The 14,926-nt window shown below is 37.2% G+C and carries 12 protein-coding genes and 1 pseudogene; 7 read left to right on the forward strand and 6 right to left on the reverse strand.

Annotation, left to right across the window (positions count from 1 at the left end; genetic code table 11):
- Positions 1-63 precede the first annotated feature (63 nt).
- Positions 64-1,239 carry an MFS transporter gene (locus QJV27_RS00310; RefSeq protein WP_281447004.1) on the forward strand — a complete coding sequence of 392 codons (1,176 nt, stop codon included), beginning with the start codon at positions 64-66 and terminating at the stop codon, positions 1,237-1,239.
- A 138-nt stretch (positions 1,240-1,377) separates the two neighbouring features.
- Here the strand turns inward: QJV27_RS00310 and ccmE are convergent, their stop codons facing one another.
- The 3 genes from ccmE to QJV27_RS00325 are packed head-to-tail and all read right to left on the reverse strand — an operon-like array spanning position 1,378 to position 2,796.
- Positions 1,378-1,869 carry a cytochrome c maturation protein CcmE gene (gene ccmE / locus QJV27_RS00315; protein ID WP_281447005.1) on the reverse strand — a complete coding sequence of 164 codons (492 nt, stop codon included), beginning with the start codon at positions 1,867-1,869 and terminating at the stop codon, positions 1,378-1,380.
- The gene (ccmD, locus tag QJV27_RS00320) at positions 1,859-2,017 is read right to left on the reverse strand and encodes a heme exporter protein CcmD (protein WP_281447006.1); all 159 of its coding nucleotides are present in this window, start codon (positions 2,015-2,017) and stop codon (positions 1,859-1,861) included. Before ccmD ends, ccmE begins: the two co-directional genes overlap by 11 nt.
- A gap of 8 nt (positions 2,018-2,025) precedes the next feature.
- The gene (locus tag QJV27_RS00325) at positions 2,026-2,796 is read right to left on the reverse strand and encodes a heme ABC transporter permease (RefSeq protein WP_281448934.1); all 771 of its coding nucleotides are present in this window, start codon (positions 2,794-2,796) and stop codon (positions 2,026-2,028) included.
- A 168-nt stretch (positions 2,797-2,964) separates the two neighbouring features.
- Here QJV27_RS00325 and QJV27_RS00330 point away from each other — a divergent pair, with 168 nt between their 5' ends.
- The 3 genes and pseudogenes from QJV27_RS00330 to QJV27_RS00340 all read left to right on the forward strand — a co-directional run bounded on the left by QJV27_RS00330 (position 2,965) and on the right by QJV27_RS00340 (position 6,264).
- Complete coding sequence (locus tag QJV27_RS00330; RefSeq protein WP_281447007.1) at positions 2,965-3,261, forward strand: YciI family protein; 297 nt, start codon at positions 2,965-2,967, stop codon at positions 3,259-3,261.
- Between the two features lie 28 nt (positions 3,262-3,289).
- Positions 3,290-5,136 (forward strand): annotated as a pseudogene (locus tag QJV27_RS00335) (esterase-like activity of phytase family protein); the annotation flags it as partial.
- A complete protein-coding gene (locus tag QJV27_RS00340; protein WP_346771192.1) occupies positions 5,131-6,264 on the forward strand; it encodes a Hint domain-containing protein in 1,134 nt (377 codons plus the stop codon). The pseudogene QJV27_RS00335 and the gene QJV27_RS00340, both read left to right, overlap by 6 nt.
- Positions 6,265-6,290: 26 nt before the next feature.
- Here QJV27_RS00340 and QJV27_RS00345 read toward each other — a convergent pair whose 3' ends face one another.
- Genes QJV27_RS00345 through QJV27_RS00355 form a run of 3 tightly spaced genes read right to left on the reverse strand, consistent with a single transcriptional unit; the run spans position 6,291 to position 9,773 of the window.
- The gene (locus QJV27_RS00345; RefSeq protein ID WP_281447010.1) at positions 6,291-7,046 is read right to left on the reverse strand and encodes an ABC transporter permease; all 756 of its coding nucleotides are present in this window, start codon (positions 7,044-7,046) and stop codon (positions 6,291-6,293) included.
- The gene (locus tag QJV27_RS00350; protein WP_281447011.1) at positions 7,046-7,786 is read right to left on the reverse strand and encodes an ABC transporter ATP-binding protein; all 741 of its coding nucleotides are present in this window, start codon (positions 7,784-7,786) and stop codon (positions 7,046-7,048) included. Before QJV27_RS00350 ends, QJV27_RS00345 begins: the two co-directional genes overlap by 1 nt.
- The gene (locus QJV27_RS00355; RefSeq protein ID WP_281447012.1) at positions 7,779-9,773 is read right to left on the reverse strand and encodes a glycosyltransferase; all 1,995 of its coding nucleotides are present in this window, start codon (positions 9,771-9,773) and stop codon (positions 7,779-7,781) included. The genes QJV27_RS00350 and QJV27_RS00355 overlap by 8 nt, the downstream gene beginning before the upstream one ends.
- A 310-nt stretch (positions 9,774-10,083) precedes the next feature.
- Here QJV27_RS00355 and QJV27_RS00360 point away from each other — a divergent pair, with 310 nt between their 5' ends.
- From QJV27_RS00360 to QJV27_RS00370, 3 genes are all read left to right on the forward strand, one after another.
- Positions 10,084-11,454: a porin gene (locus QJV27_RS00360; protein WP_281447013.1), complete on the forward strand. Its 1,371-nt coding sequence runs from the start codon at positions 10,084-10,086 to the stop codon at positions 11,452-11,454.
- Between the two features lie 165 nt (positions 11,455-11,619).
- Positions 11,620-13,128: an OprO/OprP family phosphate-selective porin gene (locus QJV27_RS00365; RefSeq protein ID WP_281447014.1), complete on the forward strand. Its 1,509-nt coding sequence runs from the start codon at positions 11,620-11,622 to the stop codon at positions 13,126-13,128.
- A 207-nt stretch (positions 13,129-13,335) separates the two neighbouring features.
- Positions 13,336-14,856, forward strand: coding sequence for an OprO/OprP family phosphate-selective porin (locus QJV27_RS00370; protein ID WP_281447015.1), 1,521 nt, complete (start codon positions 13,336-13,338; stop codon positions 14,854-14,856).
- Positions 14,857-14,926: the final 70 nt, after the last annotated feature.

A 14,926-nucleotide genomic window follows, 5' to 3' on the forward strand; every position in this document is an offset into this window, starting at 1 on the left:
TGTTTGTATGACAGTTTAGTAGTGTAACTTTGAACTTAAACCCTTGATGCGTGGCAAATACTGATGGCTGATCAACAGTTTATAATATCTGTTTATAAAAAATATAGCGCTTTAATAGGAACGATACTTGCCCAATTTGCTTTGGGATCGTTTTATACTTGGAGTTTATTTAATCATAGTTTGGCCATTAAGCTTGACGTCCCTTTATACAAAGTAACTCTAACCTTTGGGTTGGCTTGTTTCATGTTAGCGGTTTGTTCATCGTTGGCAGGAATCATACAGGAGAAAATCGGGGTTAAGTGGGCCATTTTAATAGCAGCCTGTTTGATGTTTATGGGGTTATATTTAACATCCAAAGCAAATAGCTTAATGGAGGTATATATTGGAATAGGGGGATTGGTTGGAATTGCCGAGGGTACAATCTATTTGATGATTTTAACCAACTGTGTGAAATTGTTTCCTAATCATAAAGGGGTGATTTCCTCGTTATCTGTAGGGGCGTATGGATTAGGCGGTTTTGTTTTTAAGTATATTAATCATTGGTTATTAATGTCGCAGGGATTGTCTGTGGCGTTGATGTTATGGGGCGGAATTGTTTTTCTTTGCCTGTTAATTTCAGCATCTTTGATCATTAACGTTAAGTTGGAACAAACCAAAAATAATTATTCGATCAGAAATGTATTATCGAATAGTGTTTATTGGCAGTTCGCCTTAATTTTTTTAATTACAAGTATCAGTGGTATATATCTGATTGGAGCTGTGAAGGATATTGGGGAACAATTAGCCCAGCTGACCTTAACACAAGCTGCAAATGCCGTTGCGATTTTAACATTTTCAAATCTTTGTGGTCGTTTGGTAATTGGCAGTTTATCGGACAAGATAGGGACATTAATGGCCTTGCGTCTTTGCCAAATATTATTATTAATGGGGGTTGCATCAATGTGTTATCCAACATTAACAATTAGTATTTTTTATGCCTCTGTTATTATGATTGCTTTTGGGTTTGGGGGGACGATTGCTGTTTACCCTGCATTAATCAGTGATTTTTATGGATTGCGGGGTGTAACCAAAAATTACGGATTTATTTATTTGGGATTTGGTATTGGTGGCTTGGTATCGAACATGATTTCTATGATCTCGCCAGGATTTTACCAAACGTTGCTAGTGTTGTTATCTATTGTTTTAATTTCTACATTGTTAACTTATCGTATCAAAAATAAACATTACGAGATTGTATAAGGATGTCGGCAATAAATGCTGATATAATTAAAGAACTGTATTGAAGCTGTTTCTACTTTGTAGAGAGAAAGGGGCTCTGCAATACAATTAAAAAACAGTCTTCTTTCGTTTCAAAGACTGTTTTTATTATTAAGCTATCTAAGGTTTTGTCATGTGATTCCACGTGGCAGCATCGGGCGGTGGGCCATATTTAGGGTCCCATTTCCCGTTTTTACGCAAGGCCTCGGCAACTTCTTTGGGCATATAGGTTTCGTCATGCTTTGCCAATACCTCATTAGCGTTAAATATATTATCTTTTCCTAATGAGCCAATGGCAATAACACTTTGTCCTTCGCGAAACAAATCGGGCAGTACACCTGTGTAATGGACTTCAATTGCGGCTTGTCCGTCTGTAATTTTAAATTGAGCAGTGGGGGTTTGACCTGTGCGGCTGTACTGTAAAGAATGCGCAACAACCATTCCCCCCAACCGAATGGTCGTTCGTGCTGGGGTTGGGTGATTAATAATTTGGGAGGGTGCTTTGAAATAGACCAAATTGCTTGAAAATGCAGATAAAACCAAGGTGATGGCCACAGCAATCCCAAGCATGCAACTTAGGACAATCCATAACCTTTTGGTTTTACGCTTCATGACAAGATTTGGAATTTTGCTGTGTCTGTTGAAGAGCAATTAATTTTTTCTGTGCTCTTTTTAAACGTGTCCATGAATGTATAGCAAGACTGCTGATACAAATAACTGCTATGCCATAGGCAGCGATAATATAAGGTAAGTGGGTCATGGATAGAACTAGATCCTATCATCTTGAGTTGAAGAAATAAGTAAGTGACGAATTTGATGTTCAATAATGGCCGCGCGCAATCGATAAAATACCAAGGCAACAAATCCTAATGCAAATCCAATTATACAAAAAAACAAAGGCCACATCATAGATAAAGTAATAGAAGACGCATGCGTAAAACTGAAAGTGCTGGGTTGATGCAAAGTGTTCCACCAATTCACGCTAAATTTAATAATGGGCAAATCAAAAACGCCAACCAATGCTAAAATAGCAGCGGCTTTATAACCTTTTTGTTGATCGTCAAAAGCATGTAACAAGGTGATATGCCCTAAATATAAAAAAAATAAAACCAAAACTGAGGTAAGGCGAGCATCCCATACCCACCATGTACCCCACATTGGTTTTCCCCATAAAGAACCTGTAATCAAGCACAAGGCCGTAATGGTTGCACCAATGGGGCTGATCTCCGCGGCGGCCAAATCAGCCAAGGGATGTCTCCAAATCAGGGATAAGAGGGCGCAAATGGCTAAAGCAAAATAACCCCCACTTGCCAAAATAGCCATAGGGACATGAAGATACATTATTCGAACACTATCCCCTTGTTGCCAGTCAGCAGGAGCGAAAAATAATCCCCCTATGATGCCAATTAAGGAAATAATAAGTGCACTTGTCGTAACCCAAGGTTGAGCTTTGGTTGTAAAGCGTAAGAATACACCTGGATTAGCCAATCGATTCACGATGAATCGAAAAGATTTTTTCGAGGGGATAGACAATATGATTTCCGTTGGTGAATAGCTGCATAAATCAAAATATAATGTATTAATACAAGTAGAGTATTTATTTTTCAATTTCAAAAATGCAGACCATAGGAATATTCAGTTTAATTTGTTTCACCTATGATATAAATAATAATCATTAATAATTTTTTAATAACAAGGAACCGAAAAATGTTATTTGCAGTTATGTGTACGGATAAACTGGGTTGTTTCGAAACCAGAATGGCGGTACGTCCTGAGCATCTGGTGTATTTGAAAAAATATGAAAGTCACATAAAGATTTGTGGTCCTTTGTCCAATCACGACGGCAAGAGCTGTGGTTCTTTGATTATTATCGATATGGAGAATCAAAGCGCAGTAGAGCAGTTTGCTCAAAACGATCCTTACGCCAAGGCTGGTGTATTTGAAAGTGTTATTATTCGCCCATTTAGAATGATCGGATATGAAGGAAAAATGTTGGAAACATAATCTATTATCTAGTGAATGAGAGATAAAGATGAGACTGAGTTATATTAATCAAGTGGATTTACCTGCAGATTTTACTTATGATGGGTATAAAATTGGCGGATTATCTGGGATCGATTATGATCCCGTTACCGATACTTATATTGCTCAATCAGATATCGGGGCTGACGGGAAACCTGCTGCAGTATATACATTTAAATTTACAGGATTGTATGACTCAAAAAGCAATCCTGGCATCCAATTTGAAAAGACACCTATTGATCTAAGCGGGATTAACGATGTTGAATCAATCAGAATGGATCCCAAAGGGGACGGTTTTTGGGTAACAACTGAAGAAACAGTGCCCAGTATTTATCATTATCATGCAGATGGTACTTATACAAAATCAGAAAAGGTTCCAGATAATATAAAAACTGCTTCACAACCTAGTAAGAATTTAAAAGGATCTACATTTACCCCTGATGGGTCTTATTTTGTATCTTTGGAGCGTAATTTAACAAAGGATCAAACAGGTTATACACGTATTACAAAATTTAACATAGATGGGGATGTAATTGCTCAATATGCTTATTATACGGATCGCCCTTCTACGGTCGGGGCAACCAGTAATGGCATTTCAGAAATATTAGCTATTGATAATGATCGTCTATTAGTTTTAGAACGAGGGTACAACGATCAGCAAGATCCTTTGACGGGACAATCTGTAACGCGTGTGCGGATCTATGAGATTGATCTTAATCACGCGCAAAACGTGATGAATATTTCTAACTTGACTTCTGATAATACTACATTGGTTGATAAAACCTTGGTTTTTGATTCAATGAGTCCATCTATTAATGGCTTATTAAATACTTCTGAAAATCGTTTTGATAATATTGAAGGAATGGCCCTAGGACCCAAGCTTGCTGACGGACGGGATACGTTGGTTTTGGTTTCTGATAATAATTACAATATCAATCAAAACAAAACTCAATTTGTAAGTTTGGCCTTTGGAACAGGATTACATTATCTTAATCAATTAGATTTACCATTTAATTATACATATACAGATTTAAGTAGTGGTGCAACTTATCAGATTGGGGGATTATCTGGAATTGATTATAATCCCCAAACAGATACCTATCTAGTAGAAGTTGATCATCAGCCTGGGATGGATCAAAGTATTGTTTATGAAATTAAATTAACAGGATTATTTGATCAAAATGGTAATCCTAATATTGAGATCTTAAGGGTGGTGCCTTTATTTAATGCCCAAGGAGGAAAAATTTACGATGCTGAATCCATTCGTTGGGATCCAAAAGGAGATGGTTTTTGGATAACGACTGAAGAAACCGTTCCCAGTATTTATCATTATCATACAGATGGATCTGTTAGCAAAATTGCTGTTCCTGACAATATTGTAACTGGCGTGCAAAGTAATTTAGCCTTGAAGGGGCAACATTCGCCCCAGATGGATCCTATTATGTCTCTTTGGAACGAAATTTAATTCAAGATCAAACAGGATATTCGCGGATTACAAAATTCGATCAAAACGGAAATGCAGTTGCACAATATGCGTATTATACGGATCGTCCTTCCACTATTGATGCCAGCAGTAATGGGATCTCTGAAATCTTAGCTTTGGATAATAATACATTATTGGTAATGGAGCGGGGGCACAATAGCACCCAAGATGGTACAACTGGGGCATCAACCAATCGAGTACGTATTTACAAAATTGATTTAAAAAATGCTCAAAATGTTTTAAATATTGATAGTTTAAATTCCGATAATACAACATTGCTGGATAAGACATTAGTATTTGATTCAATGGATCCTATAATCGTCAATGAGTTAAATACAACGCAAACGCGTATTGATAATCTAGAAGGAATGACGCTGGGCCCAAAACTTCCAGATGGTCGTCAAACTGTTATCTTGGTTTCTGATAATAATTTCAATCCATCGCAATATAAAACACAGTTTATTAGCTTTATTTTAGATGATGGGGATGCATGTTTTTTGCCAGGAACTTTTATCAAAGCACAGCAAGGATTGGTGCGTGTTGAGGACATTATTCCTGGTGATTTGGTTTATAGTTTAGAGCAAGGGACATGGCGATTACGTCAAGTCATATGGACGGGTATGCAAACGGCTCAAGTTTGTTCAGACTGTTTTGATGATATGGCAGGATATCCCGTATGTATTAGAAAAGATGCAATTGAAGAAGGAGTTCCGTTTGCTGATTTATATGTAACAGCAGAACATTGTATGTGGTTTGATGATTATTTTGTACCAATACGGATGTTGGTGAATAATAAGACGATTTTCTATGATCGCAACATTAAGACCTATGATTATTATCATATTGAAACAGATAAACATACGGTTATTATGGCCAATGGTGCCTTATCAGAAAGCTTTTTAGATACAGGCAATCGCCATTATTTTACAGCCAAAACAGCTTTTGCCACAGGGAAAATTAAAGTAAAAACATGGGATCATGACGCAGCATTCCCTTTAATTACGAAAGGTGGAAATGCCGAACAAATTTTTAACCGTTTAAATAAACGTGCTGATATGTTGGGTATAGGTCTTGTCGAGCAGCCGTTGGCTAAAACAGATTATCCAGATTTACATTTAATTACAAATCAAGGTGAAATTTTGCGTCCTATTGAGAACTACAAAGAAAAGGCGGTTTTTGAATTACCCGCTGATGTACATTATGTGCGTTTGATGTCACGTACCTATCGCCCTTGTGACGTCCACGGCCCTTTTGTTGATAATAGACATGTATTGGGTGTACTGGTTGGGGATATTGTATTAGAAAATGCAAGTCAAGATCAAAAAAATTATTCCCATTTATTTAGTCAGGAATTATCAGGATGGTTACCAAAAGCACAATTGGGTATAGGGCGGTGGACATCAGGTGATGCCTATATCCCATTGCAAAAGGAAGATATAGGTCATTTTTCCAAATTATCTTTACAAATTTTAGAGGCTGGTCCCTATTTAATACAGAATTAAAAATGCTAACTCATTTATTATTCACTTTATGATGCTTCATCAGCCCATGGGATTAATTTTTTGGTAATAATCGTTACTAATCCCCATAGGCTGAGGGTGAAGACAGATAAAATAAATAAAGCTGCAAACATTAAATCTGTCTGAAAACGGCTGTTAGCTGTTTGCATTAAAAATCCCAGCCCAGAGGACGCACCAACCCATTCTCCAACAACAGCACCAATGGGTGCAATCGCTGTTGCAATACGCAACCCCGAGGCAAAAGCAGGAAGTGCTGCGGGCAGACGTATAAAACAAAGTTGCCTGATGGGGGATGCGTTCATGGTTTTACCTAAATCTAGCCATCCTTGGGGGGTGCGGTTCAATCCATCGAAAAAGGCCGAGGTTACTGGAAAAAAGATCATAATAATGGTCATAACAATTTTTGATTTTATTCCAAACCCAAACCATAAAACCAATAACGGTGCTAGGGCAAAGGTAGGAATAGATTGGCTGATTAAAATAATGGGCATGAACCATTGGCGTATAAAGGGAACCATCGTCATTAATAAGGCCAAAATCATTCCCAAAATACATCCAAAAATTAATCCCAATATGGTTTCATAGAAAGTGACCAAGCTCATATTCCATAAAAGCACAGCGTTGGTTTTCATAGCAACGAAAACAGAAAAGGGGGAAGGTAATAAATAGTCGGGAATACCCAGAAAAATATGGGAACATTCCCATATTATAAACAATCCAATAATCATGATAGGAAGACGAAAATAAGGATGATTTATAAACATTACGAAGAGCTTTTTTGGATTAACAAGGTCAGTAAATCAGCTTGGGTTTGCTGCACAATTGGGTCATTGGGATGGCGGGGGATTGTTCCATCTATTGGGGGAATAGTATATATTTGAACAGGTTTTCCTGCTAAAATTTGAATATGCTCACCTATACGGCAAGCTTCAAAAGGATCGTGGGTGATTAAAATAACAGTTTTCCCTTGTAACAACTTTACAGTGTAATCTTGCATTTTAGTACGTGTCACACTGTCCAGGGCTGAAAATGGTTCATCCATTAAAACCACAGGTCGGTTTTCATATAGGGTTCGTGCCAGTGCAACACGTTGACGCATTCCACCTGATAATTGAGATGGATATTGATGTACAACGTCGACCAGCCCTACTTGTTGTATGATTTGTTTTGCGCGGTTTTTATCTGGTTTTACAGCACGTAATTTAGATCCCAACGTAACGTTATGCAAAATCGTAGCCCAAGGCATCAACAAATCTTGTTGTCCCATATAACTGATTTGTCGGGGCAAAGGCAAAGTGTTATCCCAAGTAATTTTCCCTTGGGATATGGGGATAAGACCTGCAATCATTTTTAATAAACTGCTTTTTCCAACGCCGCTGGAACCCAATAAAATATTAAATTTTCCGCCTAAAAATTGAGTGCAAAGATTGGAGAAAATGTCACGATTTTGAAAGGATAAATGCAGGTTTTGGATAGAAATGGTGGGGGGACAAGCGTCAGTCATAGAATTTATTTTTTTGGGCAAAGGGTTTAGTAACATATGGTGGAAAGGCTAGTTGATAATCCATTCCTCGTTGTAGGGATAGGTTGGGATTATAAAAAGGATCATGATCGTATAATTGATGCCATTGATGACGTATGGATATCATTTCCTGACGCTCTTTTCCTGCTCTTTCTCCTGTGTAATGATTGCCTAAGGACAAGGATTCATAATGGATTAATCGGGCATGTTGACATTGGATAATACGAAAATTTTCTTGACGTAATCTAAGGCAAAAATCGATGTCATTATAAGCAATTTCATATTTTTCATTAAAGCCCTGTATTTTATTATAGGCACTGCGCCTGATAACCATACAGGCCCCTGTAACTGCGGAAACATCATGATCGTAATTCAGGATATCGTAATTATTATTTTTAAACCGTCCTGCATGCTCACATACACTGGCAGCTCCCATAATAATGCCCCCATGCTGTATTTGTCCATTTGGATAGTATAATTTTGCCCCTACAGCACCAACGGTTGTGTCTTGCATATGTCCCATCATGAAATGCAGCCATTGTGGATCTTTAGGTTGAATATCATCATTAACGATGGCAATAAACGGGGATTGACTGTGTTGAATGCCGTAATTGCAGCTTTTTGAAAAATTGAATTTTTGCTCTTTTAACCACAACACCTTTAGATTTTTATTGACCAATAAAGGACGTAGCCAAAAACGTTGTTTTTTGGTCAGTGGGGTTGATTGTGAAATGACTAAAACAACTTTAAAATTAGGATAATCCGTGTCGGTAAGGACAGAGTGGATACAGTGATAAATAGTTTTAGATTGAATGGTGGTTGGAATGACGAGAGTAATGGGTTCTTGGTCTGATGAAAACTGAATTTCAAAAGGGAATTTCGTTTTTTGTATATAGGTTTCCCATGGGTATTGTTGTAATTCTTTTTGCGTGATTTTCTTGGTTTCTGCTAAAATTTGTGGTGTTGGCGGCGTGTGACGATGACTAAGAATAAAAGGGATATGACGAACGGAAAGATGTTGGTTATAAATATATATGGCTAAGGCCAAACGATGGGCATATGCCGACTGAAAAGGAGTAGAGTGAATTTTATGAAAAGCCTGTATAATATCTTGGCGGACGACCCAAACATCTTGGGTTAACAGGCCACTCAACAGAACTGGAAAACCAACATCAGGTTTAAAAAGGGGACGAGTGCGATGTTGATACAAGTTAATTTCATCAGAATCTGCGTAAAGGGCTGCTGGGAAATTATATCGTGCTGCTTGGTCAGCGAAAACCATTAAAGCATGGGGCGACAGTATTTCATTATTTTGTATGATAGCAACGTAATTAATTTTGCTCTTTGTTTGTTGAAGGCTGGCCCATTGATCACCAATGGATTGGGCTGTTCGTTGATCTTTGGCATTTTGAGGTGCATAAAGTCGGATATGAATATCAGGTAATTTTTGAAAATATATACTTTGTTGTAAAGCAATTTTATCCTGGCTTGTCCATTGATCGTAAAATTTACACCAATGCGTATAAGATAAATAAGTTCCAGTCTGTGTACAATTTTGATTAATCGCTATGCGCAGTCGTTTTGTCAGCTGCAAAGGAGAGCCAATCAATGCTTTTAAAATGCGAGTGGGTTTTAGAAAACCAAGAAAGCATGCCGCTTTAATACGTGAAAGTGGATAAAGCGTTAATTGGTAACTTTCGATAGATAGATCGCCACCATGGTGATGAATGGGGTTAACTCGTACTTTATCGCATTCTTTGGCAATAAAGGTTATTCCAATTTGCCATGACGCCGGTAAAGAAGGATGATTGTGGATAAATAGGGTTTCTTCCCAAATATTGCTATCATAATGGTGTAAAGATGCTAGTAAAGGAATATGTTGTTGATTCTTATCGTTGTTTTTCACCAAAATTAGGCACCATCGATTTTGATGTTTAGGGCATACAGAATGTTCTAAGATGGGTGCCATGTGAATTACTTTGGGTTTTTTGACTTTGATTATAATGGTTGTTTAAGAACATTATAATATGCGATTTTTTTATAATCCAAGAAAATATTGCGCTGATTAAGGATTAATATCGGGTTTGTTATTATTTAAAATAACTATAAAATTACGTTGATTAATAAAATTACAAAATATTTTGTATAAATTAAAGATATTATGTTAATATATTAAAAAGAATAGTAATTAATAAATTTTGTCAAAATTTAAAGTTGTTTTTTCCAATATCGTAGCTGTTTTTCCCACGAGGTACTGGATGTAAGGTGAGGCACATAAAATGGTAAAAAAGAGTAGATTCGAACGCAACAAAGCAAAAATTACTTTTATATTCTTGATCGGCATTGGCTCTGCCTTGTTTACACAGCAGGGGTATTCGTTACATTATACAATAAAGAAATCGCCGTTATTATTAAAAGATTCAGCGGTTAATATAACTCGTTACACAGTTGTGAAATATTCATTTCGTTCAAGTTCTAATGTACAAGATTTTATCAACACGTATGTTGCCAATGATAAAAACAAGCGAAAATCATTGCTTGATCGCTACAATGCTAAGGATTATTTTTATCATCCCATCAAATATAGCCTTGCGACGCAATCTGTTACGCCAACAGATTTCAAGATGTCTTCGAAACAGCTAAGCTATTTTAAATTGACATCTAGGCATAAGGTTTTGTTTCATAATTTTGCATTTCAACTGTTAAACGGGTCGGTCCAGTACAGTAAATATTATAAAGGCTTTAACGCTCGTTTTTTATATTTTTCAGTGATTAAAGATCAGAATTTAAAAGGATTTAATCAGGTAGAAAATATGACCGCTATTGATTTGATACGTTTGGCAACAATGGGGCATGTGCGTTATACATTGTTGGAATCCCACTTGAACAATCAGTTGCACGTAATGGCTTATGCAACTGGTAGAAAGTTTGGACCTGATATTGATTTTGGTCGTAATCAATTGGGGGGTGTATTTCGTGTTGCAGCACATCCTATTGCGAATGTTAATTACGATTTACATATGGGTTTTTCAGGTATCATATTTTTAGACGGAATAAATCGTCGGTATGGTCAGGTTTTGCAAAGACAATTGATGTTGTCATCAACAGGATATATGATTAGAAATATCCAAAACGTCAATAATATATGGTCAACAGGCCCAGAAATATCTTTGCGTTGGAAACGATTATTCTTAAATGCGGAATATCATACTATCTATTTGGGTCGGGTTGCAGGCTCGCAAATAAATCGGCCAACTTTAAGATTTCCAGCTTGGTATTTGGAGACCAGCTATACAATTTTAGGCCCTCGTCGAATCTATAATCAAGAACGGGCTGATTTTGTCAGTCTTGCTAAACCGTCCTTTAATCCCCGCCAGGGAGAGTGGGGAACGGTTGAAGGTTTTTTTCGATATAGTGTAATGAATTTAAAAAGCCAACCAAACTTATTTGGTTTAGATGATAAAAGAATGGCTATTAATGGTGGGCGACAAACAGTAATAGCGGCTGGGGTAAAGTGGTATGTATCTTCCAATGCTAAATTGATGGTACAATATAATTACGTTACATCGGCCTCGTCAAAAAGTAGTTATTATAATTTACTGGGATATGATAGTCGTTCTTTGGTTGCACGCTTGCAGATGACTTTTTAGAATAGCGTGACCTTTTAACAAAATATATTTATTGAATATATTATACGTATAAATATTGTTATATACTTTAGTATAATTATATTATATATAAATAAATTGTAAAATATAAAAAATACTATTTTTACATGTTGATATTTTGTGGGGTTATAAAATGGACAACAGCCAATGTATATGCAATTTCAAAGAAGACAGTATACAAAATGCTTTGCTTTATTGCATTATATCGGTTTGTTGTGTGGCATCTGGTTTTTAAATATTCTAGCAATCAAAGCCCAAACACCAATTACGTCACCAAGTATAACAAAATCTTTATTACCTGATTCTGATCTTAATAAAGTCGATTTTGGGCAAGGATGGTACTATTGTTCATCCAACAGCCAGAGATGTAATTTATGGAATGCTGTCAAAGTAATTAATATCGATCCGTATCAGAAGGTTCGTTATAATTTTAGAGATTTTTACCTTTCTTTTCCAAAAAGTAGACCAACCCTTACATCAAATGATGGACGCTTTAGTTTTGCAGTGGGGGGAATGTTTCAATATGATGTTGGTGGATTTATCGGTCCCTTTCACAAAAGTGAAGGGATCAACATGTCTGGGGTCAGAAATCATTTGCGCAGGGGACGGTTTATTGCCACAGCGCGTTATGATGATTTTTTAATTACGGTAACTCCTGACATTGGTACGTCTGGTGTTCAAAATGATTCACTATTCGAGGCGTCTTTACGGTATCAGGGATTGCGTCATACCTCTATAGAGGTTGGATTACTACAACCTCGTGTAACCATGGAAGATGTCGAGGGGTCAAATGGTTTTGAATTTGTCGAGCGCCCGATGATTATTGATATGGTAAGAAATATTGCTGCTGCTAATGCGCGTTTGTCCTTAGGGGCCACGCATTGGGGAAAAAATTATGTGTTGGCAGGATATGTTACGGGGTTTCGCTATGGACCATTTAAAAATTTTCAAGATAATCAAATTGGTGGTGTTTTTCGTGCAGCAGTACGTCCAGTTGCTATGCAGGATATCGATTTATTAATTGGAGTTTCAGGGTCAATCGCGTTCCATGGTGCTAATCGTAAATATTCTATGAATACTGGGACTGAGGCTCAAATCTGGTTAACACGTCCATTTTTAAGAACAGGTACCATTAACGGCGTTAATAGTGTTTGGAGTTTGGGACCACAAGTTGGATTTCGTTGGAAGCGACTTTTATTGAAATCAGAATATTATTCTATTTCTATGCAACGGGTTACAACGGGTAACGAAAATCTACCTAATTTACGGTTTCCTGGTTGGTATGTCAGTGGAAATTATACATTATTTGGCCAACCTCGTTTATATGATCCAAAAAAGGGAGTATTTTCGCCACCTGTTGGACCTACGTTTAATCCTGCTGCTGGTTTGTGGGGGGCATTAGAATGGTCAGTTCGGTGGAGTGTTATGGATTTTAATAGCCATAAAACGCAATATGATCAAAATGGCGTTTTATTGGGATCCAACGGTGGTAGACAAACCGTTGTGGCAACAGGATTTAATTGGTATCCTTCTGCCCAAGTTAGGGTTATGTTGGACTATAATTATGTTCATGCTTCCCCTTCATTAAAAAATACTTATAATCTTAGAGGTAGAGACAGCCAATTAATTATTTCACGCTTACAATTAAATTTTTAACCGCTTAATCCTAATATTATTGAACATAACGATTGTTTGTTTTTCTATAGTTCAATATATCTATTACAATTTTACGCTAGGGAATAAGTATATTCTTTTGGTCATAAAATCGGCATGTTTGATTGATAGTTATCCAACCAACCATGCGATCTTTTATGATATCAATGGGATTAAGTTGTTTTTAAGATTGTGTTGCAGGTGTGATGTATGCGTAAAATTTACCGTGTTCATAAAAATAGCCCGTCATGTATCTTATTATCCGTTACAATTATCAGCGGTTTTTTTTTGTTTAAAAGCGAACAAATTGCACACGCTAAAGCATCTCAAGATAGTGCTTTTATGCAAGCATTATCCGAAAATAATATATCTTTGCAATCCGATGAATATGCATCTAATTTTGGTCAAGGATGGTATATTTGTGCCAATGATCAACCGCATTGTTCAATGTGGAATGCCCGCAAAGTTGTAAATATTGATCCCTATAAAAATATTCAATTTCAAGTCGGTAATTTGCAATTAAAGTTTCCAAAGGGGCGACCGACTTTGACCTCTCAAGATGGACGTTTTTCGTTATCACTTGGGATGATGATGCATTTTGATGTTGGTGGTTTTGTGGGTAAAGACGTGCAACATGGTTCGAATATGTCCAATCATCGATCTTATTTGCGTCGTGGGCGTTTTATTATTTCAGCGCGTTATGACGATTTTATTGTAACTGTCAGTCCCGATGCAGGCGAGTTTTATCAAAATACATACTCTCTTCATGATGCTTATATCAGATATGTGGGGTTTAAAAATACAGTTCTTGGGGTGGGGCTGATCCAACCAGGATCTTCAATGGAGGATTCTGAAAGTTCTAACAGTTACGAATTTATTGAACGCCCCATGGTTATTGACATGGTACGTAATATTTCTGGCGGGGAACCCAGAGTTGCGTTGGAAGGAATACATTGGGGGGAACGGTATTATGTTGGGGCTTATGTTACAGGGCAACGCTTAGGAGAGAACTTCAGAGACTTTCAAAAAAATCAGGTTGGGGGATTGTTAAGGGCTGCGTTTCGCCCCGTTGCAACTGCCGATGTTGATGTGCATTTGGGATTTTCTGGTGCCTTTGCCTTTCACGGTAATAATCGTCGTTATTCAATGGGATCAGGACCCGAGGCACAAATTTGGTTGTCCAGAAATTATATTCGTACTGGAATGATCGATGGGGTAGATAGTGTTTGGACCCTTGGTCCAGAGGTCGGATTGCGTTGGAAACGATTAGTATTTCAATCGGAATATTATCAAATTAATTTACAACGGGTTAAAGATGGCAATACTTCCCGCCCAAATTTAAGTTTCCCAGGATGGTATATGAGTACCAGTTACACGATTTTTGGGCAACCTCGCCAGTATGATCAAAAAACAGCGTCTTTTCGCACACCACAGGGATCATTATTCAACCCTGCGGCTGGATCATGGGGGGCGCTGGAATGGGTCAGTCGGTGGAGTGTTATGGATTTAAACAGCCATTTGAACAGTTATACCCGTAATGGTCAGTTTTTGGGATCCTATGGTGGAAAGCAAAATATTTGGTCAACAGGGTTTAATTGGTATCCATCATCCCATATGCGGATTATGTTAGACTATAACCATATTCGTGCGTCCAGTTCTTTGAACAATCCTCACAATATGTACGGACGTAACAGTAATTTGTTAATTTCTAGACTGCAATTTACGTTCTGAGTTTAAGGTTTACTTTTAAATACTCATAACAAAGATCACAGCCCTGTATTTATTGCTATTATATTGAATA

It is taken from the genome of Commensalibacter oyaizuii (genome assembly GCF_029953265.1).
GTDB lineage: Bacteria > Pseudomonadota > Alphaproteobacteria > Acetobacterales > Acetobacteraceae > Commensalibacter > Commensalibacter oyaizuii.